This window comes from Methylobacterium sp. D53M, from assembly GCF_053345625.1.
Genome location: NZ_JBKFAL010000004.1, coordinates 189,727 through 210,515 on the forward strand (window position 1 = coordinate 189,727; position 20,789 = coordinate 210,515).

The window sequence follows — 20,789 nt, forward strand, 5'->3', positions numbered from 1 at the left end:
AATCCAGAGCGTCCCGATGTCCCGCACGTCCCCCTCGGCCATCGACCGCGCGCCCGTCGCCGACCGGTCGGGCACCGGCAACGTGGTCAGGCTAGCCGTCGCGCAGGCCCTCGCCGGCGCGAACTCGACCGTCGTGTTCGCGACGGGCGCGGTCGTCGGCAACATGCTCGCGCCCAGCAAGGTCCTGGCCACATTGCCGATCTCGATCTTCGTGGTCGGGATGGCCGCCTGCGCCCTTCCGACCGGCAGCATCGCCAGGCGCCACGGGCGCCGCACCGCCTTCATGGTCGGCACCGGGTGCGGCGTGCTCGTCGGCCTACTCTCGGCCTGGGCGATCGTCGCGGCCAGTTTCTGGCTGTTCTGCGCGGCGATGTTCCTCGGGGGCGCCTACGCGGCCGTGGTCTTCTCGTTCCGCTTCGCCGCCGCGGACTGCGTTCCGGCCGACCGCCGCCCGCGGGCGCTGTCGTTCGTCATGGCCGGCGGTGTCTTCGGCGGGGTGATCGGGCCGCAGCTCGTCACCCACACCATGGACCTGTGGCCTCCCTACCTGTTCGCCGCCACCTTCCTGGCCCAGGCCGCCGTCGCCGCCGCGGCCGCCCTGATCCTGGCGGGCGTTCGCCTGCCGCGGCCGGCCGCCGGGTCCGTCTCGGGCGGACGACCGCTGGCCGTCATTCTCGCGCAGCCGCGCTTCGTGATCGCGGTGATCTGCGGGGCCGTGTCCTACCTCCTGATGAACTCCGTCATGACGGCCGCCCCGCTGGCCATGCGCCTGTGCGGCCACGCGCAGGAGGATGCCAATCTGGGCCTGCAGTGGCACGTCATCGCCATGTACGGCCCGAGCTTCTTCACCGGGCGACTGATCACGCGCTTCGGCGCGTCCCGCGTGGTGGCGACCGGCCTCACCTTGACGGGGGCGGCCGCGCTCGTCGGACTCGGGGGCGCGGACGTCGGGCATTTCTGGCTGTCCCTCATCCTTCTCGGCGTCGGCTGGAATTTCGGCTTCGTCGGCGCCTCCGCGATGGTGCTGGACTGTCATCGCCCGGAGGAGCGGACGCGGGTGCAGTCGATCAACGACTTCATCGTGTTCGGAATGGTGGCGGTCGGTTCGTTCTCGTCCGGGGGCCTGCTGACGAGCTACGGCTGGGACACGGTTCTCTGGGTGTCCTTCGCGCCCTTGGCGCTGGCCGCGACGGCGCTCGCGCTCACGACAGGGCGCGGCGCGAAGGCGTGGTAGCCTGGATCGTCCCTCGCGGTCGCAGAGCCCGTCGATGACCCTCGATCAGTTGCGCATCTTCGTGGCGGTCGCCGAGCGTCAGCACGTCACCCGCGCGGCCGAGGCCTTGAACATCGTGCAGTCCGCGGTCAGCGCCGCGGTGTCCGGGCTGGAAGAGCGCCACGCGGTGAAGCTGTTCCACCGGGTCGGCCGCGGGATCGAGCTGACCGATGCCGGTTGCGTCTTCCTCGAAGAGGCCCGCGCGGTCCTCGCCCGCGCCGAGGCGGCCGAGCGGGTCTTGGCCGACCTGAGCGGCCTGCGGCGGGGAAGCCTGCGCGTTCACGCGAGCCAGACCATCGCCAGCCACTGGCTGCCCCGCCACCTCGTCGCGTTCCGGGCCGCCCATCCGGACATCACGATCCGGCTCGCCGTGGGCAACACCGCGGAGGTGGCGCGGGCGGTCGCCGATGGTTCTGCCGAACTCGGCTTCGTCGAGGGCGAGGTCGAGGATCCGGTCCTGGCGAGCGCGGCGGTCGCGCAGGATCGGCTCGTGCTCGTCGTGCCGGCCGGCCACCCCTTCTCGGCCCGGGAGACCCTGACGGCCGCCGATCTCGCGGGCCACCCGTGGGTGCTGCGCGAGGCGGGTTCCGGAACGCGCTCCGCCTTCGAGGCGGCGCTCGCGGCGGCGGGGCTGGCGCTCACGGATGTGACGGTGTCGCTCGAGCTGCCCTCCAACGAGGCCGTGCTCGCCGCGATCGAGGCCGGGGCCGGTGCGAGCGTCCTGTCGGAGGCGGTCGTGGCGGGCAAGCTGGCCGCCGGCGCGCTCGTCGCGCCGCCGTTCCCATTGCCGGCACGGACCTTCCGGATGCTGCGCCATAGGGAACGGTACCGGAGCCGCGCCGCGGACGCCCTGCTCGGGCTGATCCGAGACGGGGCGCCGTGAGCGGCGCAGTCAGGGCCGCGGCTTCAGCGCGGCGAGATAGTCGATGATGGCCTGCCGGTCGGCGGGATCCACGCTGGCCTTGTAGCTGTGAATCATCTTGTCGACGATCCCGCTCCACTGCGCCTTCGACAGGGCGGGCTGCGTGAGGATCATCCCGGCCGAGTGACAGGCGAGGCAGGTGTTGCTGATCGCCTCGGCGCCCGGTCCCGCCGGGAAGACCTGATCGGACGTGGGCCATTCGACCTGCTGCGACGTGAAGCGCATCGGTTCCGGCGCGGCGGCCGCGGCGACGGGGATCAGGGCGAGCGCGGCCAGGCAGCGCGCTGTTGGCGTCAGGGACATGAAACTTCTCCTCAGGCGACCTGGAGCGTCACGGTCTCGACGCCGTTCTGCATGAAGCCCGCGCCGTTCCAGACCGGGTCCATCGGCTGCGCGAGTCCGTTCGTGTTGGTGCAGCGGACCTTGATGGCGCGGGTGCCGGCCGCGAGGGCCGGCAAGCCGACGTCGAAGCGGCGGAAACTGTAGGCGCCCGCGTCGGCCCCGAGCCGCGTCGGCGTCCACGACGCGCCGCCGTCGGTGGAGATCTCCACGGACCTGACCCCGCAATCGCCCCCGAAGGCGATGCCGCGCACGGCCACCGGCGCGCCGGCCGCGACCCGGGCGCCGTCCTGCAGGTTCGTCACGAAGGCGCGCGGCACCATGCGGTCGATCGGCACAGTCTTGAAGCCGGTCTGGCCGGGCCGGACGTTGGCTCCCGGCACGTCCGGGATGCGGTACGCGGTCTCCATCCAGTACTGATCGTCGGGCCTGTCCAGAACCTCGATGTCCGACAGCATCTTGACCCAGTAGGTCGAGTACCGGCCCGGAACGACGAGGCGCAGCGGGAAGCCGTTCAGCAGCGGCAATTGCGCGCCGTTCATTGCGTAGGCGATCATAACCTCGCCGTCGCGGGCATGGTCCAGGGCGAGGGATTTCCGGAAGTGCGGCGCGTCGCTCACGACCGGCTCGTCGAGGCCGGCGAAGCGCACCTGTACGGCCCCGGCCCTCACGCCCGCGCGGTCGAGCACGTCCTTCAGGCGCACGCCGATCCAGAGGGCGTTCCCCATCGCGCCGTTGGCCCACTGCGCGCCGGGGACCCGCGGCACGAACAGGCCCCGCGAATTGCCCGAGCACTGGTTGACCGCCGCGATCTCGAATCGCGGCATGTCGGCGAGTGCGTCGAGGGACAGCGACAGGGCCGTCTCGACGTGACCGCGCACTGTCAGTCGGAAGGACGGCACGTCGATCGCGGTCGGGATCTCGGCCCAGTGCCAGCGAACGTAGAAGCGGTCGTTGGGGGTGAACACGCCCTCGTCGAACACCGCGAAGGGTGTCTCCAGCAGCGGCGGCCGGGTGCGCTGCAGGATCATCGCGCCCTTCCCGGGGAAGGCGGTCGTGACCGCGCGCTGCTCGGGACCGCCGGGCAGGGGGAGTCTGACCGTGCCGGCAGCCCAAGCCGGGGCGGCCGCAGCGAGGCCTCCGAGGCCGAGGCCGGCCAGCACGGCACGGCGGGGAAGGGCGGATTGGCTCACGGCAATGTCTCCTCAACGGCGTGGGGTAACTCGATGACCGTTGCTCTGCGGTTTGCAGATCGCGGTTCCGCGGTCCGATTTCTCTCCTGACGATCCTCGAACCGGGCTTGGGCATCGCGCGATGCCGGAAGGTGGATCAGGTGGAGGCTGATGGCGGTGAGCGCGGCGAGCGAGGGTGTGGGTCCGGGACTCGGCCGACGAGCGCGGCCTCGACCGCCTCGGGCCAACGGCTCCGAGGCTGACCGCGAGGCGGGAGCCAAGCCTGGCTACGGAACCGCGGATGCGGCACGCGATCGAAAGAGGGTTGGTCCTGCGCTACACGGCTCGGCTCCGGAACAGGAAGCCACCATCCCTCTCGCCGAGCGTTCAATCCAACAGAACTTATGGAACGAACTGATCGCGATTCCCGATCGTTCCGGGTGGCGGTGCGGCGAAGTCCGAGAACGCGGTCGGCACGACAGCACCCGCGTCGGGGCGGTGCCGGCCGCGCGATCTCAGCCTCTGCGGCCCGCCTCCGGATCCTCGGCCTCGGGCAGGGCGACGTAGATCATCACGCCGAGGACCGTCACGGCGAAGCGGAAGGCGGATTGCTGGCCGTTCCAGACCTTCGACATCCACATGCCGAACCACTCGGCGCCGATGCCCAGGAAGCCCGCCTGCCAGACCAGGAAGCCGACGCTCAGGCCGGCGATCGCCCAGGTCTTGGCCCGGTCGAAGTCGCCGCGCGGGGCCCGCAGCCGCGCGAGCATCAGCGCGACGCCGATCCAGAGCAGGAGCGCCGTGACAGCCTCCGCGGCGACGATCATCGCGAAGGCGCCGCGCTGCAGTGCCGGATCGGTGATCGCGCGGTCGGCGATGCCCGAATCCGGCAGGATCGTGTCCATCGACAGCACGTGCTGCACGAAGGCGAGGTTCACCGCCGGCTCCGTGACGTTGCCGTACACGACCAGAGTGCAGGTCAGGGCCAGGGCGCCGACGAGGGCGGCCTTCGAGAGGCGGACGGCGAGCATGGGCGGCCCTTCCAGATATGCGGGCGTCGCCTTCGGAGCCGGGCCATGGCCTCGGCCGATCGCGGCGCCCCTCAGTTCGCCTTCGCCTCGACCTCGAGCCGGTCGAGGACGGCGGCCGGTGAGCGCGCCGCGCCCAGGTCGATGAAGCCGATCCCCGCCGGCTCCTTGGACTTGGCGTGCACCACGAGCTTGCCGGGTTTCATCACGAACTGGCCCATGGCGGCGCCGATCCCCTTGGCGGCCGCGCTGTTGCCCAGGATGATCGGCACGCCGAGCAGGCTGGCGGTGACGTATTCCTTGCGCAACTCGTCCGGCTTGAGGCTGAGATCCTTCGACTGCGCGGCCAGGAAGCGCTCGAACAGGCCGGCATTCTCGACCGTCAGGTTCAGGGTCTTGGCGCTGCCCGAGAACATCACCATGGTCGCCGCCGGCAGGGTGCCGGAGAACAGTTCGGGCCCGATGCCTCCGAGCGTGCCGGACAGGCGGACGGTGCCGATGTCCCGCCCGGAGATCGTGACCTCGCGCAGGGCGAGGTCGCGGGCCTTCTCGTCCAGGCTCGCGTCGGCCACGAGGTCGAGGTCGAGGTCCCGGTAGCCGTAGGCCGGCAGCAGGCCGAGGAGCGGCGCGCCCGCGAGCAGGTCGGCGGGCAGGCTCAGGCCGGTGAGGCTGATGCGGGTCGCGCTGGGCACGCCATCGGTCAGCGGGCCGAAGGCCAGGGCCGCCTCGCGCAGCGCGACGCGGGGGGACGGCCGCGGCGACACCGTGACCGCCAGGGGATCCGCGGTCCTGTCGGCCGGCCTGGGCTCGGGTGTCCGCGCCGACCGGCCCGGCTCGGGCAGGGCGCCGCGGGCCGGGGGCCGGACGTCGCGGGGAGGCGCCCGCTCGACCTCCGCCTCGGGCGGCAGGTCGATCGACAGGTCGGTGAGGGTGAGCGTGCCGAGCTTCGGCGTCAGGCGACGCATCTCGACGTCGGAGAAGCCGGCGCCGCCCGTCGGCTCGGCGGCGATGCCCTGGAGGGTCGCGACGGTCGGCGCCAGGGAGGTCCCCAGCGCGGCCACGCGGCCGACATGGATCCGCAGCGCGCCGCGGGTCATCGACAGGTTGTCCAGGGTGGTGCCGCCCTCGGAGCCCGAGGAGGTGTAGGCGGCCCGGCCGATCTCGAACAGCACCGGCCCCTTCGGATCGGTGTCGCTGACGCTCAGGCCCTGCATCTCCAGGCTGCCGACCGAGGTGGCGTCGATGAGATCGGCGGCGGCGGCGGCCAGCGGTCGGCGGTCGCTGGCGCCGTCGAAGCCGTTCGCCACGATGGCGAAGGCACCGCTCCAGCCGTCCGGGACCTGCCGGCCGCCGAGGTCGCGGCCGTCGAGGCGGGCGATCTTCACGGTGGTGCCGCGCGCGTCCGAGTAGGTGACGTCCGAGACCTGGATGGTGCCGTAGACGCGCTGGACCGGTCCCTTGCCGTCGCCTGGCACCGTGTAGAGCCGGCTAAGCGCGGCGAGATCTAGGTCCGTGGCGCGCACCTGACCGTAGGTCCCGGACCCGCGGTTCGGCCCCGCGACGGAACTGACCGTCGCGCCGGCCGCCGTCAGCTCGCCGACGCGGCCGGCCCGGATGTCGCGGGCGACCACATCGCGGTAGGTGACGGTCTGCCGGTTCTCGCCGGGACCCGCGTTCTCGGAGACGAGGACCGGGACGGTCAGGCTGCCGGCGTCGAGCCGGGCGAGGCGCTGCTCCCAGGGCACGTTGGAATCCGGGCGCAGGATCGCCGCGAGATCCTCCTTGGAGAGGCGGGTGCCGCTGGCCGTCAGCTTCGGAGCCTTCAGCAGCGTCCCGCCCAGCGGGATCACCACGTCGTTGACCGTCACGTCCTGGACGGCGGCGGCGCCCTCCTGCGCGGCGAGCGGCGCGGGCGCGAGGCCGAGAAGGGCCAGCGTGACGGCCGCCGCCCAGGCCGACCGGAGGCGGAGACGGGCCTTCGGATGGTTCATGGCAGCGTCCGGACCAGGGCTCTCGCGGGGATGCCCTAGCCGTGCCGTGTTTTGCCGGGCGAGGCAATCGCGCGCGCCGGCCCGGGCGATCGAGCCGGGAAAGGTGTCGTACGGACGCAACGGCGCGGCGGCGCCGGGCCGGGCACTACAACGAGAAAGAGGTGCCGCAGCCGCAGGAGGCGGTGGCGAGCGGGTTCTCGATCTTGAAGGACTGCCCGATCAGGTCGTTCACGAAATCGATGGTCGAGCCGCTCATGTACTCGAGCGAGACCGGATCGACGATCACGGTGGCGCCGTCGCGCTCGATCGCGACATCCTGCGCCTCGCGGGCGCGGGTGATGTCGAAGGCGTAGGAGAAGCCCGAGCAGCCGCCGCCGTTGACGCTGATCCGCAGCGACGAGCCGGCCGGCTCCGCCACCATGATCTCGTTGATGCGCTTGGCCGCGCGGGCGGTCAGGGTGATCTCAGCCATCGGTCTCTGGCCACGCATTCGTTCGGTGGACGGCGCGCCCGGCCCGTTGCCGAGGGCGCCTCGACCCACAAGATATGAGCCGCAAGCCCGCGCCGCAACGCGCCGGGTGGGGAGCCGTCATGAGCAGGGTGCGTGAGTTACAGAGCGGATGCCGTGCGACCGAACGGTGAGCGCTGGCGCGCGCCCTACGCCACCGACCCGGCCCGCACCCGGGGCCGCCTGATCCCGGAGGCCGGCTCGCCGACCCGCAGCGACTTCCAGCGCGACCGGGACCGGATCATCCACTCGACGGCGTTCCGGCGGCTGAAGCACAAGACGCAGGTCTTCGTGCATCACGAGGGCGACCACTACCGCACCCGCCTGACCCACACCCTGGAGGTGAGCCAGATCGGCAGGGCGCTCGCGCGCGCCCTCGGGCTCGACGAGGACCTCGCGGAGGCGCTGGCCCTCAGCCACGACCTCGGCCACACCTGCTTCGGCCATACCGGCGAGGATGCCCTCGACGCCTGCATGGCGCGCCACGGCGGCTTCGATCACAACGCCCAGGCGCTGCGTATCGTCACCCGGCTGGAGCGGCGCTACGCCGGCTTCGACGGGCTGAACCTCGCCTGGGAGACGCTGGAGGGTCTCGTCAAGCACAACGGTCCGCTGCTCACCGCGAACGGCCAACCGACGCCCCGCTACGCCGCCCGCGGCATCCCGGCGGCGATCCTGGAATACGACGCGCTGAATCCCCTCGACCTGTGGAGCCAGGCCGGCCCCGAGGCCCAGGCCGCCTCGCTGGCGGACGACATCGCCTACGCCGCCCACGACCTCGACGACGGGCTGCGCGCCGGCCTGTTCGAGATCCCGGAGCTGCGGGCGGTCCCGTTCCTGGCCGGGCTGCTCGACGAGATCGACCGGCTGCATCCGGGCCTGGAGCCGTCGCGGATGATCCACGAGCTCGCCCGCCGGGTGATCACCCGCTTCGTCGAGGACGTCATCCGCGAGGGCGGCCGCCGCATCGCCGCCCTGGATCCGCAGCGCGTCGAGGACATCCGCAACGCGGATCAGCCGGTCATCGTGTTCTCGCCGGAGATCGCGGCGGCCGACGCCGAGATCATGCGCTTCCTGTGGGAGCGGATGTATCGGCATCCCGGCGTGGTAGCCGTGCGGAAGAAGGCCGACGCCATCGTCAACGACCTGTTCGCCGCGTTCACCGCGGCGCCGTCCCGGATGCCGGAGGAGTGGAGCGCCGGTCTCGATGGGGCCACCGAGGCCCGGGTCGCCCGCCGTGTCGCCGACTACATCGCCGGCATGACCGACACCTACGCGGTCCTGGCGCACCGCAAGCTCTACGCGACGACGCCGGACCTCCATTGGGAGTTGCCCAGCCGGGGCCTGCCCCTCGCCGAGCCCTAAGGGCCCGGCGCGGGGCCGGCGCGTGTCAGCAGCCGCAGCCGCAGGTGAAGCTGCCGTAGCACCCGCCGTAGCCGTAGCCACTATAGGCGGCGGGATAGCCGTAACCGTAGCCGTAACCGCGGTAGGCGGCCGGGTAGCCGTAACCGTAGCCGCCATAACCGTAGCCGCCGTAGACGCTGCCGGCGGCGAGCCCGAGCCCGAGGCCGACCCCCGCGCCGGCCAGCCCGTAGCCGAGGGCCCGACCGTAGCCGCCGCGGTAGCCGTAACCGTAGCCGCGCCCGTAGAAGCCGCGGGCCACGTAGCCGCCGCGGTATCCGTAGCCGCCCCGGTAACCGCCGCGGAAGCCGCCGCCATGGAATCCGCCGCCATGGAATCCGCCGCCGCGGAACCCGCCCGCCTCGGCACTCGGCGCGGCCAGGATGAGCGCGCAGAGCGCCGTGCCCGCAATCATCAAGGTCTTCATCAGTAACTCCGCGATCGGCCTACTCACGATCGCCGACGATGACACCGTGTTGTCTCGTTCGAGACAAGACGGACACCGGGCGATCCGTATTCGTCGCGCGGGATAACCCGTCGGCGACGCGCACGTGGTTACCGGAGCGATGCCGCGACCGCGGATTCCGCGGGCTCGGTGCGCGGCCCGGCGCCGTGACACCCTCCCGCCCCCTTGCTAGACCGCCGGGGCGGGCGCAGGCCGGACGGGCCGGGCGACGAGACCCCCGCGCGAGCGAGATCAAGACCCATGAACATCTTCGCCCTGTTCGAGGCGCGCGTGCGCGAGGCCGTGGAGGCGCTGACCCGCGCCGGCCACCTGCCCGAGGGCCTCGACCTGGGCCGCGTGGTCGTCGAGCCGCCCCGCGACGCGTCGCACGGCGATCTCGCCACGAACGCCGCCCTGGTGCTCGCCAAGGAGGCGCGGACCAATCCGAAGGCGCTCGGCGAGGCCCTGGCGGAGGAACTCCGCGCGGACCCGCGGATCGTCGAGGCGAGCGTCGCCGGGCCGGGCTTCATCAACCTGCGGCTCGACCCCGCGATCTTCCACGCGGTCGTGCGCGACGCGCTGACGGCGCCGGAGGCGTTCGGCCGCGCGCGGCTGCCCGGCGGCCCAATCAACGTCGAGTACGTGTCGGCGAACCCGACGGGGCCGATGCATGTCGGGCACGGCCGCGGCGCGGTGTTCGGCGACGCCCTGTGCAACCTGCTCGTCGCCGCCGGCCGGCAGGTGACGCGGGAATACTACATCAACGACGCCGGCGTTCAGGTCGACGTGCTGGCCCGCTCGGCCTTCCAGCGCTACCGCGAGGCCCTCGGCGAGCCCTTCGCCATCGCCGAGGGCCTCTACCCGGGCGACTACCTGAAGCCCGTGGGCGCCGCGCTGGCCGAGACCCACGGCCGCGCGCTCCTCGACAAGCCGGAGGCGGAGTGGCTGCCCGCGGTGCGCGAGACCGCGCTCGGCATGATGATGGAGATGATCCGGGCCGACCTGGCGGCGATCGGCATCCGCCACGACGTGTTCTTCTCCGAGCGCACGCTCCAAGAGAGCGGGGCCGTGAAGTCCCTGCTCGCGGAACTGCGCGCCAAGGGCCTCGTCTACGAGGGCCGCCTGCCGCCGCCCAAGGGTCAGCTGCCGGAGGATTGGGAGGACCGCGAGCAGACGCTGTTCCGCACCCGGGAATTCGGCGACGACAGCGACCGCCCGCTGCTGAAGTCGGACGGCTCGTACACGTACTTCGCCTCCGACATCGCCTACCACCGGGCCAAGTACCTCGCCGGCGCGACCGAGCTGATCGACGTCCTGGGGGCCGATCACGGCGGCTACGTGAAGCGCATGCAGGCTGCCGTGAAGGCGGTCAGCGACGGCAAGGCCACGCTCGACGTCAAGCTCTGTCAGCTCGTGCGGCTGTTGCGCGCAGGCGAGCCGGTCAAGATGTCCAAGCGGGCCGGCGAGTTCGTGACCCTGCGCGACGTGATCGACGAGGTCGGCCGCGACGCGATCCGGTTCATGATGCTCTACCGGAAGAACGACGCGACTCTGGATTTCGACCTCGCCAAGGTCGTGGAGCAAACGAAGGACAACCCGGTCTTCTACGTCCAGTACGCCCATGCCCGCGTCCGCTCGGTGCAGAGGCAGGCGCGCGAGGCCTTCCCGGACGCCGACCTCTCGGCCGCGGCGCTGGCCCACGAGGCGGATTTCTCCGTGCTGAGCGACCCGGGCGAGATCGAAATGATGCGCCTCATCGCGCAGTACCCGCGGGTCCTCGAATCCGCGGCGCTGGCGCACGAGCCGCACAGAATCGCCTTCCACCTCTATGAACTGGCCTCCGCGCTGCATAGTTTCTGGAACAAGGGCAAAGACTTGCCGCAATTACGGTTTGTTAATGCAACCGACCGAAAGTCGACGTGGGCCCGGCTGGCGCTCGTCGAAGCTCTGCGGAGCACGCTGGCGGCCGGCCTTGCGATTCTCGGTGTGACCGCGCCGGACGAGATGCGATAGGCCCGGGTGCATCGGGCCGGTCTTCGGCGTTGATGTGAGGATGCTGCCATGACGAACGCTTCGCGCGCTCAGGTCGATTTGGACGCCCTCGCGCGCGATCTGCGTCAGGAGAAGGGCCAGGCGCCGCAGGCGTCCGGCAAGGGCGACCCGCTGGCGGAACTCGCCCGCATCGTCGGCCAGGACGACCCGTTCCGGGCGCTGCTCGCAGCCCGCGACGAGATGCGCGCCGTCGCGCCCGCCGCCCCGCAGCCGGCCGCCTGGAATGCCCGGGTCGAGCCGAGCTTCGCCCCGGAACCCGCCAAGGCCACGCCGGCCGACGCGTTCGACCAGTATCTCGCCTCGGTAGAGCAGGACACGCACCGCGAGGGCGCCGGCTACGCTCCGGAGGGCGGCCCGACCTCGACCGGCGACGAGGAGACCTACGCGGACAGCCGCGCGCTCCGGCGCGCCAATCCGCGGCGGCGGCTCGCCTCGGTGGGTGCCGGCGTCGCCGTGGTGGCGCTCGCCGTCACCGGGGCGCTCACCTACAAGGGCCTGAGCAATTCGGGCCACGGCGGCGTTCCGGTGGTCCAGGCCGATTCCACGCCCCTCAAGGTCGCCCCGAAGGTCGCCGACGGCGTCGAGATCCCGGATCAGAACCGGCAGATCTACGACCCGAAGGGCAAGAAGGACGGCCAGATCAAGATCGTGAACCGCGAGGAGCAGCCCCTCGACGTGGCCGAGGCCGCGCGGGCGGCCCAGGGCCCGTCGCAGCCGAGCGGCGCCCAGGGTGGCACGACACCGGGCAGCGGCCCGTTCGAGGCCTTCGGGGAGCCGCGCCGCGTCCGCACCGTGGCGGTCAAGCCCGAAGCGCCGCCCGCGCCGCCGCCGCGCGAGCAGCAGGCCGCCGATGCCGGGCCGGCCCCGATCCCCACCATGGTCCTGCCGAGCGACGAGCCGCCCGCCCCGCCGGCCCCGAAGTCCAGGCCCGTCCGCCAGACCGCCGCAGCCATGCCGGCGACCACGGCCACGCCCGTCGACGCGCAGCCGGAAGCCGCGGTCGAGCAGCCGGCGCCCAAGCCGGTAGCCGTGAAGCCGCCGCCGAAGGCCGCCCAGCGCATCGCCGCCGTCGCTCCGGCCGGGGCGGCCGCGCCCGACACCACCGCCAGCACCACGACGGACGACGACGCCGTGAAGTCCGGCCCGGTCAGCGGCTTCTCGGTCCAGCTCGGGGTGCGCAGCTCCGCCGCCGAGGCCAAGGCCGCGTTCCACCAGTTGCAGGCCAAGTACGCGCAGCTCGCCGGCAAGCCCGAGCTGATCCGGCAGGCCGAGGTCAACGGCAAGACGATCTACCGCGTCCGCGTCGGACCGCTGGAGAAGGCCCAGGCCGCGAGCCTGTGCAGCGCCCTGCAGGGCGCGGGCGGCCAGTGCTTCGTGGCCAAGAACTGAGGGCCTGACGGCACACCGCGTACGGGTCGGCGCACCCGCACGCGGTGATCCGCGGCGGCCGTGCGAGCGAGTCCGCACGGCAACACGGGCGGCGCGATCGCCCCGGCCACCGGCCCGGGGCCCCGGTTTGGTCTTGCCGGCTCCCCGTTCCCGCCCGACTCTGTCGCCATCGATTCGCGCCGCCCGGCGGCCCTGCCGCCGTTCTCGCGCCGTCTTCGCGCCGCCACCGAGCAGTATCCGAGCCGTTCCAGATGACCTCCCGCGCCCTGATTCTCGGCTGCACCGGCCCGTCGCTCACGGCGGAGGAGAGGGCCTTCTTCCGGGACGTGAAGCCCTGGGGCTTCATCCTGTTCAAGCGCAACATCGGGACGCCCGACGAGGTCCGCGCCCTCACCGGGGCACTCCGCGACTGCGTCGGGTCCGACCGGGCGCCGATCCTGATCGACCAGGAAGGCGGCCGGGTCCAGCGGATGGGTCCGCCCCACTGGCCGGCCTATCCGGCCGGCGGCCGCTACGGCCGCCTGAACGGCAGCGCCGCGACCGTCGCCCGGCTCGGCGCGCGCCTCATGGCGCACGACCTTGCCGAGGTCGGCATCAACGTCGACTGCGCCCCCGTCCTCGACGTGCCGGCGCCGGGCTCGCACGACATCATCGGCGACCGCGCCTACGCGACGAGTCCGGAACGGGTCGCCGAGATCGGCCGCGCCGTCGCCGAGGGCCTGATGGCCGGCGGCGTCCTGCCAGTGATGAAGCACATTCCGGGGCACGGGCGCGCCACCTGCGACAGCCACCACGGCCTCCCGGTCGTCGACGCGACCCGCGCGGATCTCGCCGGGCAGGATTTCCGCACCTTCCGGGCCCTCGCAGACCTGCCGATGGCGATGAGCGCGCACGTCGTCTTCACCGCCATCGATCCCGACCGGCCGGCGACCCAGTCGGACACCGTCATCCGCGACATCATCCGCGGCGCCATCGGCTTCGACGGCCTGCTGATGACCGACGACCTGTCCATGCACGCGCTGACCGGCACGTTCCGCGACCGGACGGAGCGCGCCTTCGCGGCGGGGATCGACATCGGCCTCCACTGCAACGGCGCGCGCGACGAGATGCAGGCTGTGGCCGAGGCGGCGCCCGAATTGACCGGCGAGGCCGCGCGGCGCGCCGCCGCCGCCCTGGCGCGGCTCGACCCCGCCGGCGACGGGCTCGACGTCGCGGAAGCCCGCGACCGCTTCGCCGCGGCCCTCGCCGCCGCCTGACCTGAGACACCGCGCGACGTTCCATCGCGGCCTTCCACCGGCCGTGGCATCGCCTCTGCTTGTGTTCGGGCGGCGCGATCCCTAGGTTCGCCCCGAAATCCTCAACCGGACGTGGCGTCACGCTCCCGCTTCTTCGGGGCGCCCGCAGGAGGTTGCCATGGGCAGCATGAGTATCTGGCACTGGGTCATCGTCGCGGTCATCGTGATGCTGCTCTTCGGACGCGGCAAGGTGTCCGACCTGATGGGCGACGTCGCCAAGGGCATCAAGGCCTTCAAGAAGGGCATGGCCGAGGACGAGACCCCGCCGGCGGCCCAGGCCGCGCCGCCTCCGGCCGAGCCGGTTCGCACCATCCCGCACACCGCCGAGACGAGCCCCGGCACCGCGATCCCGGCGAGTCATATCCCCGGCGGCGAGCGCAAGCCGGTCTGACGGCGAGCTTGACTGTAGGACTGTCAGAGCGCGCGCGCTCGTGTAGAGCCTGACGGGGTCCGGCCGCCGTGCCGGATCTCGGGGCAGCAGGACCGTCGACGACATGCTGGACATGAGCTGGGGCGAGGTGATGCTGATCGGCGGCGTCGCCCTCATCGTCATTGGGCCGAAGGATCTGCCGAAGGCGCTGCGCACCGTCGGGCAGATCACCACGAAGCTGCGCCGCATGGCCGGCGAGTTTCAGATGCAGTTCAACGAGGCGATCCGCGAGGCCGAGCTCGACGACGTCCGGCGTGAGGTCGACGGCATCCGCAACACCGTCCGCACGGCGGGCTCGACCTTCAATCCAGTGCAGACGATCCGAGACGAACTGAAGGGCGCCGTCGAGGGCCGGGCCAAGATGGGTCCGGAGAAGATGGGACCGGAGATGCCCGGCCCCGAGACACCCCCGGTCGAGACCCGGTCGCTGGCCGACGCCACGGCGCAGCTGAAGGCCGAGCAAGAAGCCGCGGCGGCGCCTCACGCCGCCGATACGCATCCGGTGACGCCAGCCGGCGCGTCGGACCATGGTGCGGCGACCGAGGTCGCGGAGGCGCCCCTGCCCGTGCCCGGCTCGGTGGACGATCCGTTCGGCCCTCCACCCGACCCGCCCGCCGCGCATCCCGCCACCGAAGAGTCCAAGAACGGCACGGCTGCCCGATGATCAGCGAGGCGGACGAGGCCGAGATCGAGGCGTCCCGGGCGCCCCTGCTCGAGCACCTGATCGAATTGCGGTCGCGGCTGATCAAGTCGCTCATCGCCTTCGTGCTGATGTTCTTCGCGTGCTTCTTCTTCTCGCGCGATATCTACAACGTGCTGGTCTATCCCTACGTCTCCATCGTAGGTGCGCAGAACGCCGAGCTGATCGCCACGCACTTCCTCGAACAGGTCTTCACCAACATCAAGCTCAGCGTCTTCGGCGCGGCCTTCCTGGCCTTCCCGGTGATCGCGACCCAGATCTACGCCTTCGTGGCACCCGGCCTCTACCGCAACGAGCGCAAGGCGTTCCTGCCCTACCTCGTGGCCACCCCGATCTTCTTCCTGCTCGGCGCGCTCGTGGTGTTCTTCCTGGCGATGCCGCTGCTGATCAAATTCTCGGTGTCGCTCCAGCAGGTGGGCGTCGCCGGGGAGCCGACGATCAAGCTGCTCCCGAAGGTCGACGAGTACCTGTCGCTGATCATGACGCTGATCTTCGCGTTCGGCATCGCCTTCCAACTGCCGGTAATCCTGACGCTCCTCGGCCAGATCGGGATCATCGACGCGGCGTTCCTGCGCGAGAAGCGTCGCTACGCGATCGTGCTGGTCTTCGTCGCCGCCGCCATCCTGACCCCGCCGGACGTCATCTCGCAGCTCTCCCTCGCGATCCCGATGCTGCTCCTCTACGAGGCCTCGGTGTTCTCGGTGGCGCGGGTTGAGAAGCTGCGCGCCGCGCGGCGCGTCGAGGAGGGGCTGGAGCCCTGAGCCGGTGCGCCGGGCTCAGTCCGGCGCGCGCAGGCGGTAGCCGACGCCGGTCTCGGTGAGCAGGTAGCGCGGGCGCTCGGGATCGGGCTCGAGCTTCTGGCGCAGCTGCCGGATGTAGACGCGCAGGTACTGCGGGTCCGACGAGGCCGGCGCGTGGCGCATGAGCTGCGCGTGGGTGAGCACCTTGCCGGCGTGCTGCACCAGCACGCGCAGGAACTCGTATTCCCGCGGCGACAGCTTCACCTCGCGCTCGCCGACGCGGACGATGCGGCGGACGAGGTCGACCGAGAGGTCCTCGACCCGGAAGACCGGCCGCTCCCCCTGCATGGCGAGGCGATGGCGCAGGGCCGCGCGGATGCGCGCCAGCAACTCGTTCATGCCGAAGGGCTTGGTGACGTAGTCGTCGGCGCCGAGATCGAGAGCCTCGACCTTGCCGCGCTCGTCGTCGCGGCTCGACAGGATCACGACCGGCAGGTCGGGCCAGCGCTCGCGGATCGCCGCCAGGAGGGCGTGGCCGGCCATGTCGGGCAGGCCGAGGTCGAGGATCGCGAGATCCACCCCGCCGGTCTCCAGGGCGGCGAGGGCCGCGGCCCCGTCGGCCGCCTCGACGACCGCGTAGTCCTGCGTCCCGAGACCGGTGCGGAGCAGCCGGCGGATCGGCGGCTCGTCGTCGATCACCAGGATGCGGGCTATGCTCACGCGTTCCGTCCCTCGTGGCGGTCTCGGGCGGCCTATTCGGGCCGCAACAGCACGTGCCGCTTCTTGCCGAAGGAGAGCTTGATCACCCCGTCCGCGGTCACGTCGCCGCGGCCGAGGACGGCCTTCTCGTCCGTGACCGCCACGTCGTTGACCCGCAGGCCGCCGCCCTTGATCTGACGGCGCGCCTCGCTGGTGGACGGCACGAGCTTGGCGACCTCCGGCCCGAAGGCGGTGAGCACGCCGAGGCCCGCCTCCAGGGCGGCGGACGGCACGGTGACGCTCGGGAGGTCGGCGGCCAGCGTTCCCTCGACGAAGGTCTTGCGGGCGGTCTCCGCGGCGGCCTCGGCGGCCTCGCGGCCGTGCATCAGCGCGGTCGCCTCCGTAGCCAGCACCGTCTTGGCCGCGTTGATCTCGGAGCCGGCGAGGGCGGAGAGGCGCGCGATCTCCTCCATGGGCAGCAGGGTGAACAGCTTGAGGAAGCGGGCCACGTCCGCGTCCTCGGTGTTCCGCCAGAACTGCCAGTAATCGTAGGGCTTCAGCATGTCCGGGTTGAGCCAGACGGCGCCGGCCGCGGTCTTGCCCATCTTGGCGCCGGACGACGTGGTCAGCAGCGGGCAGGTCAGGGCGTAGAGCTGTGGCGTGCCCATGCGGCGCCCGAGATCGATGCCGTTGACGATGTTGCCCCACTGGTCCGATCCGCCCATCTGCATGACGCAGCCGTAGCGGCGATTCAGCTCTACGAAGTCGTAGGACTGGAGGATCATGTAGTTGAACTCGAGGAACGACAGCTCCTGGTCGCGCTCCAGGCGCAGGCGCACGCTGTCCATCGACAGCATGCGGTTCACCGAGAAATGGCGGCCGACGTCGCGCAGCATCTCGATGTAATTGAGCTTGGTCAGCCACTCGGCGTTATCGACCATCACGGCGTCGCCGGCCGCGTCGCCGAAACGCAGGAACCGGTCGAAGGTCTTGCGGATCTCGGCCTTGTTGGCGTCGATCTGCTCGACGGTGAGGATCTTGCGGGTCTCGTCGCGGCCGGACGGGTCGCCGACCCGGGTCGTGCCGCCGCCCATCAGGGCGATGGGCCTGCCCCCGGTGGCCTGCAGCCAGTGCAGCATCATGATCGACAGGAGGTGCCCGACATGGAGCGAGGGCGCCGTGCAGTCGTAGCCGACATAGGTGGTCAGCCGGCCCTCGAGGGCCGCGGCGTCGATGCCGGCGAGGTCCGAGGTCTGGTGGATATAGCCGCGCTCGGTCAGGATCCGCAGGAAGTCGGATTTCGGCGCGAAGCTCTCGGCGGTCATGGATGCCATCTCGGGTCGCGCGCTGGCGCGACAGGCCGAGGCCCCGCATGCTAGCTCGCGCTGGGTTCAGGATACGGCGCGCTCTTAGCAGGGCGTTGGCCGAAAGGCACGGGGCAGCACGGCATGGCGATGATGCGCGCGATCGGACTGATGAGCGGCACCTCGCTGGACGGCGTCGACATCGCGCTGATCGAGACCGACGGCGAGCGCGTCCACGTGGTGAAGGGCCACAACAACTTCCTCGAACCGCTGGGCCCCACCGGCTATCGCGGCTACGCCGACGACGAGAAGGCGCTGCTGCGCGCGGCCACCAAGGACGCCGAATCCGTCCTCCATCCCGCCGACCGGCCCGGGCGTCTGCCGGAGGCCGAGGCCTTCGTCACCCTCGCCCATGCCGAGGCTGTGGAGCGCTTCCTGGAGGAGCACGGCCTGAATGCCTCCGAGATCGACGTGATCGGCTTCCACGGCCAGACCGTGATCCACCGCCCGGACCAGCGGATCTCGATCCAGATCGGCGACGGGCAGGCGCTGGCGACCCGGCTCGGCATCCCGGTCGTCTCGGACCTGCGCCGGGCCGATATCGAGGCGGGCGGGCAGGGGGCGCCGCTGGTGCCGGTCTTCCACAAGGCGCTCGCCGAGGCGTCGGGCTTCGACGGGCCCTTCGGCATCCTCAACATCGGCGGCGTCGCCAACGCGACGCTGATCGACTCGAAGGGCGGCGTCATCGCCTTCGACACCGGTCCCGGCAACGCCCTGATCGACGAGTGGATGCAGGAGCGCGAGGGCAAGAACCTCGACGATGGCGGCCGCACCGCCGCCCGCGGCCGCCCGGACGAGCAGCTGCTCGCCTGGCTCCTGACGCACCCGTTCTTCTTCCGCAAACCGCCGAAGTCGCTGGACCGGAACTGGTTCTCGCACAAGCTCGCCGGACAACTCTCGACCGAGGACGGCGCCGCGACGCTCACGGCCTTCACAGCCCGGGCCGTGGCCCGCGCCCTCGATCACGCCCCTGAGGTCCCGACCCGCTGGATCGTGGCCGGCGGCGGCGCCCGCAACGGCGAGCTGGTGCGGCTCCTGAACTACCACCTGCGCGCCGAGATCACGACCGCGGACGCGATCGGCTGGTCCTCCGCCTATCTGGAGGCGCAGGCCTTCGCGTACCTCGCGGTGCGCTCGCTCAAGGGCCTGCCGATCACCTTCCCGGCGACCACAGGCGTACGCGAGGCCATCACCGGCGGGGTGCTGGCGCGGCCGTGAGCCTCGGCTACGCGCTCCGGCGGATCGTCGAGGAATACCCGCTCGCCCGGCTCGACCCGCCGGCCGGCCACCCGCTCGCCGCCGTCATCCGCAGGGGTGCGCCGGACGAGCTGCGCGCCGCCCTGGAGCCGATCGACGGGCCGTTCCTGGTGAAGGGCAGCCCGGGGCGCGGGAGCCACTGGGCCGCGATCCCCTGGATCGCCGTGTTCGATCCCGCCGTCACCACCAGTGCCACGCGGGGCTACTACCTCGTCTACCTGTTCCCAGCGCACCGCGAGGCGGTGCACCTGTCGCTGGCGCAGGGAACGGTGGCGGCGATCCGCAGCCACGGTCCGGCGGCGGCCGGTGCCCATCTTCGCGCCAGCGGCGCCGCGCTCAGGACGCGGCTGTCGGACTTCGCCGAAGCGCTGCCGAACGCGACGATCGCCCTCGGCAGCGCGGGCGAGTTGCCGGAGGGCTACGAGGCCGCCCACATCCTCGGCCTCACCTACGCCCTCGCCGATCTCGGCGACGAGCGCCGGCTGCACCGGGATCTCGCGGCGGCGGTCGCGGCGTACCGGGCGCTCAAGGCGCGGGGCGGGCTCGATCTGCCCGGTTCGCCGAAGGCCCGGTGAGGCTGCCGGGCGCTCCGACCCGTCACCGCACGCGGGTCTGTCCGGCCGCCCTGCGCGGACCGCGTTTGTGCCCCCGGCGCTCCCGCGCTAAGGCAGCCGCGCCATGTCGCACAACACCTTCGGCCACCTGTTCCGCGTCACGACCTTCGGCGAGAGCCACGGGGTCGCGCTCGGCTGCGTCGTCGACGGCTGCCCCCCGGGCCTGCCCCTGGAGGCCGAGGAGATCCAGGCCGAGCTGGATCGCCGGAAGCCAGGCCAGTCGCGGTTCACGACGCAGCGCCGCGAGCCCGATCAGGTCAAGATCCTGTCCGGCGTGTTCGCGGACGACCGCACCGGCGGCCGCCAGCTCACCACCGGCACCCCGATCGCGCTGATGATCGAGAACACGGATCAGCGCTCGAAGGACTACTCGGAGCTCCGCGACAGCTACCGCCCCGGCCACGCCGACTACACCTACGACGTGAAGTACGGCATCCGCGACTATCGCGGCGGCGGCCGGTCCTCGGCGCGTGAGACCGCCGCGCGGGTCGCGGCCGGCGCGGTGGCGCGCAAGGTCATCCCGGGCGTGTCCATCCGGGCGGCCCTCGTGCAGATGGGCCCGCACGCCATCGACCGGACCCGCTGGGACTGGGACGCGGTCGGCAGCAACCCGTTCTTCTGCCCCGATGCCGAGACGGCGTCCTTCTACGAGACCTATCTCGACGGGCTCCGGAAGGACGGCTCGTCGGTCGGCGCCGTCATCGAGGTCGTCGCCGAGGGCGTGCCGCCCGGTCTCGGCGCACCGGTCTACGGCAAGCTGGACACGGACCTGGCCGCCGCGATGATGTCGATCAACGCCGTGAAGGGCGTCGAGATCGGCGACGGGTTCGCGGCGGCGGCGCTGCGCGGCGAGGACAACGCGGACGAGATGCGGGCCGGCAACGGCGGCCGGCCGCGCTTCCTGGCGAACCACGCGGGCGGCATCCTGGGCGGCATCTCCAACGGCGAGCCGGTCGTGGTGCGGTTCGCCGTGAAGCCGACCTCCTCGATCCTGACCCCGCGCCGCTCCGTCACCCGCGACGGCGGCGAGGTCGATCTCGTCACCAAGGGCCGGCACGATCCCTGTGTCGGCATCCGCGCCGTGCCGGTCGCGGAGGCCATGATGGCCTGCGTGCTGGCCGATCACTATCTGCGCCATCGCGGACAGGTCGGATCCCAGCCCTGATCCGG

At 71.8% G+C, this 20,789-nt stretch carries 20 protein-coding genes; 12 read left to right on the forward strand and 8 right to left on the reverse strand.

The window, feature by feature from the left end:
* Positions 1-16: 16 nt before the first annotated feature.
* A complete protein-coding gene (locus tag ACLBYG_RS09980) occupies positions 17-1,234 on the forward strand; it encodes an MFS transporter (RefSeq protein ID WP_447681366.1) in 1,218 nt (405 codons plus the stop codon).
* 34 nt (positions 1,235-1,268) lie between these two features.
* Positions 1,269-2,156 (forward strand): LysR substrate-binding domain-containing protein, encoded by an 888-nt coding sequence (locus ACLBYG_RS09985; RefSeq protein ID WP_447681367.1) that lies wholly within the window; start codon positions 1,269-1,271, stop codon positions 2,154-2,156.
* A gap of 9 nt (positions 2,157-2,165) precedes the next feature.
* On the opposite strand, the gene ACLBYG_RS09990 is transcribed toward ACLBYG_RS09985, so the two are convergent.
* The 5 genes from ACLBYG_RS09990 to ACLBYG_RS10010 form a co-directional block, all read right to left on the reverse strand.
* Positions 2,166-2,498, reverse strand: coding sequence for a cytochrome c (locus ACLBYG_RS09990; RefSeq protein ID WP_447681368.1), 333 nt, complete (start codon positions 2,496-2,498; stop codon positions 2,166-2,168).
* An 11-nt stretch (positions 2,499-2,509) separates the two neighbouring features.
* A complete protein-coding gene (locus ACLBYG_RS09995) occupies positions 2,510-3,727 on the reverse strand; it encodes a molybdopterin-dependent oxidoreductase (RefSeq protein WP_447681369.1) in 1,218 nt (405 codons plus the stop codon).
* A gap of 494 nt (positions 3,728-4,221) precedes the next feature.
* Positions 4,222-4,737 (reverse strand): DUF2165 family protein, encoded by a 516-nt coding sequence (locus ACLBYG_RS10000; protein ID WP_447681370.1) that lies wholly within the window; start codon positions 4,735-4,737, stop codon positions 4,222-4,224.
* A 71-nt stretch (positions 4,738-4,808) separates the two neighbouring features.
* On the reverse strand, positions 4,809-6,725 hold the full coding sequence (locus ACLBYG_RS10005; protein ID WP_447681371.1) for a hypothetical protein: 1,917 nt from the start codon (positions 6,723-6,725) through the stop codon (positions 4,809-4,811).
* Positions 6,726-6,870: 145 nt separating this feature from the next.
* Positions 6,871-7,197 carry a HesB/IscA family protein gene (locus tag ACLBYG_RS10010; protein ID WP_020092036.1) on the reverse strand — a complete coding sequence of 109 codons (327 nt, stop codon included), beginning with the start codon at positions 7,195-7,197 and terminating at the stop codon, positions 6,871-6,873.
* 153 nt (positions 7,198-7,350) lie between these two features.
* Here ACLBYG_RS10010 and ACLBYG_RS10015 point away from each other — a divergent pair, with 153 nt between their 5' ends.
* The gene (locus tag ACLBYG_RS10015; RefSeq protein WP_447681450.1) at positions 7,351-8,598 is read left to right on the forward strand and encodes a deoxyguanosinetriphosphate triphosphohydrolase; all 1,248 of its coding nucleotides are present in this window, start codon (positions 7,351-7,353) and stop codon (positions 8,596-8,598) included.
* Between the two features lie 25 nt (positions 8,599-8,623).
* On the opposite strand, the gene ACLBYG_RS10020 is transcribed toward ACLBYG_RS10015, so the two are convergent.
* Entirely contained in the window at positions 8,624-9,061 is a 438-nt protein-coding gene (locus tag ACLBYG_RS10020; RefSeq protein WP_447681372.1) for a hypothetical protein, read from the reverse strand.
* Between the two features lie 279 nt (positions 9,062-9,340).
* Between ACLBYG_RS10020 and argS the strand changes: the two genes are divergently transcribed.
* The 6 genes from argS to tatC all read left to right on the forward strand — a co-directional run bounded on the left by argS (position 9,341) and on the right by tatC (position 15,706).
* Entirely contained in the window at positions 9,341-11,092 is a 1,752-nt protein-coding gene (gene argS / locus ACLBYG_RS10025) for an arginine--tRNA ligase (RefSeq protein WP_447681373.1), read from the forward strand.
* A gap of 48 nt (positions 11,093-11,140) precedes the next feature.
* On the forward strand, positions 11,141-12,520 hold the full coding sequence (locus ACLBYG_RS10030) for an SPOR domain-containing protein (RefSeq protein WP_447681374.1): 1,380 nt from the start codon (positions 11,141-11,143) through the stop codon (positions 12,518-12,520).
* 251 nt (positions 12,521-12,771) lie between these two features.
* The gene (gene nagZ / locus ACLBYG_RS10035) at positions 12,772-13,776 is read left to right on the forward strand and encodes a beta-N-acetylhexosaminidase (protein WP_100251241.1); all 1,005 of its coding nucleotides are present in this window, start codon (positions 12,772-12,774) and stop codon (positions 13,774-13,776) included.
* A gap of 157 nt (positions 13,777-13,933) precedes the next feature.
* Positions 13,934-14,206 (forward strand): twin-arginine translocase TatA/TatE family subunit, encoded by a 273-nt coding sequence (locus ACLBYG_RS10040; RefSeq protein ID WP_020092042.1) that lies wholly within the window; start codon positions 13,934-13,936, stop codon positions 14,204-14,206.
* 103 nt (positions 14,207-14,309) lie between these two features.
* Positions 14,310-14,909, forward strand: coding sequence for a Sec-independent protein translocase protein TatB (tatB, locus tag ACLBYG_RS10045; protein WP_056528755.1), 600 nt, complete (start codon positions 14,310-14,312; stop codon positions 14,907-14,909).
* Positions 14,906-15,706 (forward strand): twin-arginine translocase subunit TatC, encoded by an 801-nt coding sequence (tatC, locus tag ACLBYG_RS10050; protein ID WP_020092044.1) that lies wholly within the window; start codon positions 14,906-14,908, stop codon positions 15,704-15,706. The genes tatB and tatC overlap by 4 nt, the downstream gene beginning before the upstream one ends.
* Positions 15,707-15,721: 15 nt before the next feature.
* Here the strand turns inward: tatC and ACLBYG_RS10055 are convergent, their stop codons facing one another.
* On the reverse strand, positions 15,722-16,405 hold the full coding sequence (locus tag ACLBYG_RS10055; RefSeq protein ID WP_447681375.1) for a response regulator: 684 nt from the start codon (positions 16,403-16,405) through the stop codon (positions 15,722-15,724).
* 32 nt (positions 16,406-16,437) lie between these two features.
* Positions 16,438-17,709, reverse strand: coding sequence for a tyrosine--tRNA ligase (gene tyrS / locus ACLBYG_RS10060; RefSeq protein WP_331299150.1), 1,272 nt, complete (start codon positions 17,707-17,709; stop codon positions 16,438-16,440).
* A 123-nt stretch (positions 17,710-17,832) separates the two neighbouring features.
* Here tyrS and ACLBYG_RS10065 point away from each other — a divergent pair, with 123 nt between their 5' ends.
* From ACLBYG_RS10065 to aroC, 3 genes are all read left to right on the forward strand, one after another.
* Positions 17,833-18,966 carry an anhydro-N-acetylmuramic acid kinase gene (locus ACLBYG_RS10065; RefSeq protein WP_020092047.1) on the forward strand — a complete coding sequence of 378 codons (1,134 nt, stop codon included), beginning with the start codon at positions 17,833-17,835 and terminating at the stop codon, positions 18,964-18,966.
* Positions 18,963-19,580 (forward strand): DUF3578 domain-containing protein, encoded by a 618-nt coding sequence (locus ACLBYG_RS10070; RefSeq protein ID WP_447681376.1) that lies wholly within the window; start codon positions 18,963-18,965, stop codon positions 19,578-19,580. Before ACLBYG_RS10065 ends, ACLBYG_RS10070 begins: the two co-directional genes overlap by 4 nt.
* Before the next feature lie 103 nt (positions 19,581-19,683).
* Positions 19,684-20,784: a chorismate synthase gene (aroC, locus tag ACLBYG_RS10075; RefSeq protein WP_447681377.1), complete on the forward strand. Its 1,101-nt coding sequence runs from the start codon at positions 19,684-19,686 to the stop codon at positions 20,782-20,784.
* The last annotated feature ends 5 nt before the right edge of the window (positions 20,785-20,789 follow it).

Bases quoted from the DNA above. Each gene is read 5' to 3' on its own strand.
- ACLBYG_RS09980 (WP_447681366.1), top strand. From the start codon at position 17: ATGTCCCGCACGTCCCCCTCGGCCATCGACCGCGCGCCCGTCGCCGAC.
- ACLBYG_RS09985 (WP_447681367.1), top strand. From the start codon at position 1,269: ATGACCCTCGATCAGTTGCGCATCTTCGTGGCGGTCGCCGAGCGTCAG.
- ACLBYG_RS09990 (WP_447681368.1), bottom strand. From the start codon at position 2,498: ATGTCCCTGACGCCAACAGCGCGCTGCCTGGCCGCGCTCGCCCTGATC.
- ACLBYG_RS10000 (WP_447681370.1), bottom strand. From the start codon at position 4,737: ATGCTCGCCGTCCGCCTCTCGAAGGCCGCCCTCGTCGGCGCCCTGGCC.
- ACLBYG_RS10005 (WP_447681371.1), bottom strand. From the start codon at position 6,725: ATGAACCATCCGAAGGCCCGTCTCCGCCTCCGGTCGGCCTGGGCGGCG.
- ACLBYG_RS10010 (WP_020092036.1), bottom strand. From the start codon at position 7,197: ATGGCTGAGATCACCCTGACCGCCCGCGCGGCCAAGCGCATCAACGAG.
- ACLBYG_RS10020 (WP_447681372.1), bottom strand. From the start codon at position 9,061: ATGAAGACCTTGATGATTGCGGGCACGGCGCTCTGCGCGCTCATCCTG.
- argS (WP_447681373.1), top strand. From the start codon at position 9,341: ATGAACATCTTCGCCCTGTTCGAGGCGCGCGTGCGCGAGGCCGTGGAG.
- ACLBYG_RS10030 (WP_447681374.1), top strand. From the start codon at position 11,141: ATGACGAACGCTTCGCGCGCTCAGGTCGATTTGGACGCCCTCGCGCGC.
- nagZ (WP_100251241.1), top strand. From the start codon at position 12,772: ATGACCTCCCGCGCCCTGATTCTCGGCTGCACCGGCCCGTCGCTCACG.
- ACLBYG_RS10040 (WP_020092042.1), top strand. From the start codon at position 13,934: ATGGGCAGCATGAGTATCTGGCACTGGGTCATCGTCGCGGTCATCGTG.
- tatB (WP_056528755.1), top strand. From the start codon at position 14,310: ATGCTGGACATGAGCTGGGGCGAGGTGATGCTGATCGGCGGCGTCGCC.
- tatC (WP_020092044.1), top strand. From the start codon at position 14,906: ATGATCAGCGAGGCGGACGAGGCCGAGATCGAGGCGTCCCGGGCGCCC.
- tyrS (WP_331299150.1), bottom strand. From the start codon at position 17,709: ATGACCGCCGAGAGCTTCGCGCCGAAATCCGACTTCCTGCGGATCCTG.
- ACLBYG_RS10065 (WP_020092047.1), top strand. From the start codon at position 17,833: ATGGCGATGATGCGCGCGATCGGACTGATGAGCGGCACCTCGCTGGAC.
- aroC (WP_447681377.1), top strand. From the start codon at position 19,684: ATGTCGCACAACACCTTCGGCCACCTGTTCCGCGTCACGACCTTCGGC.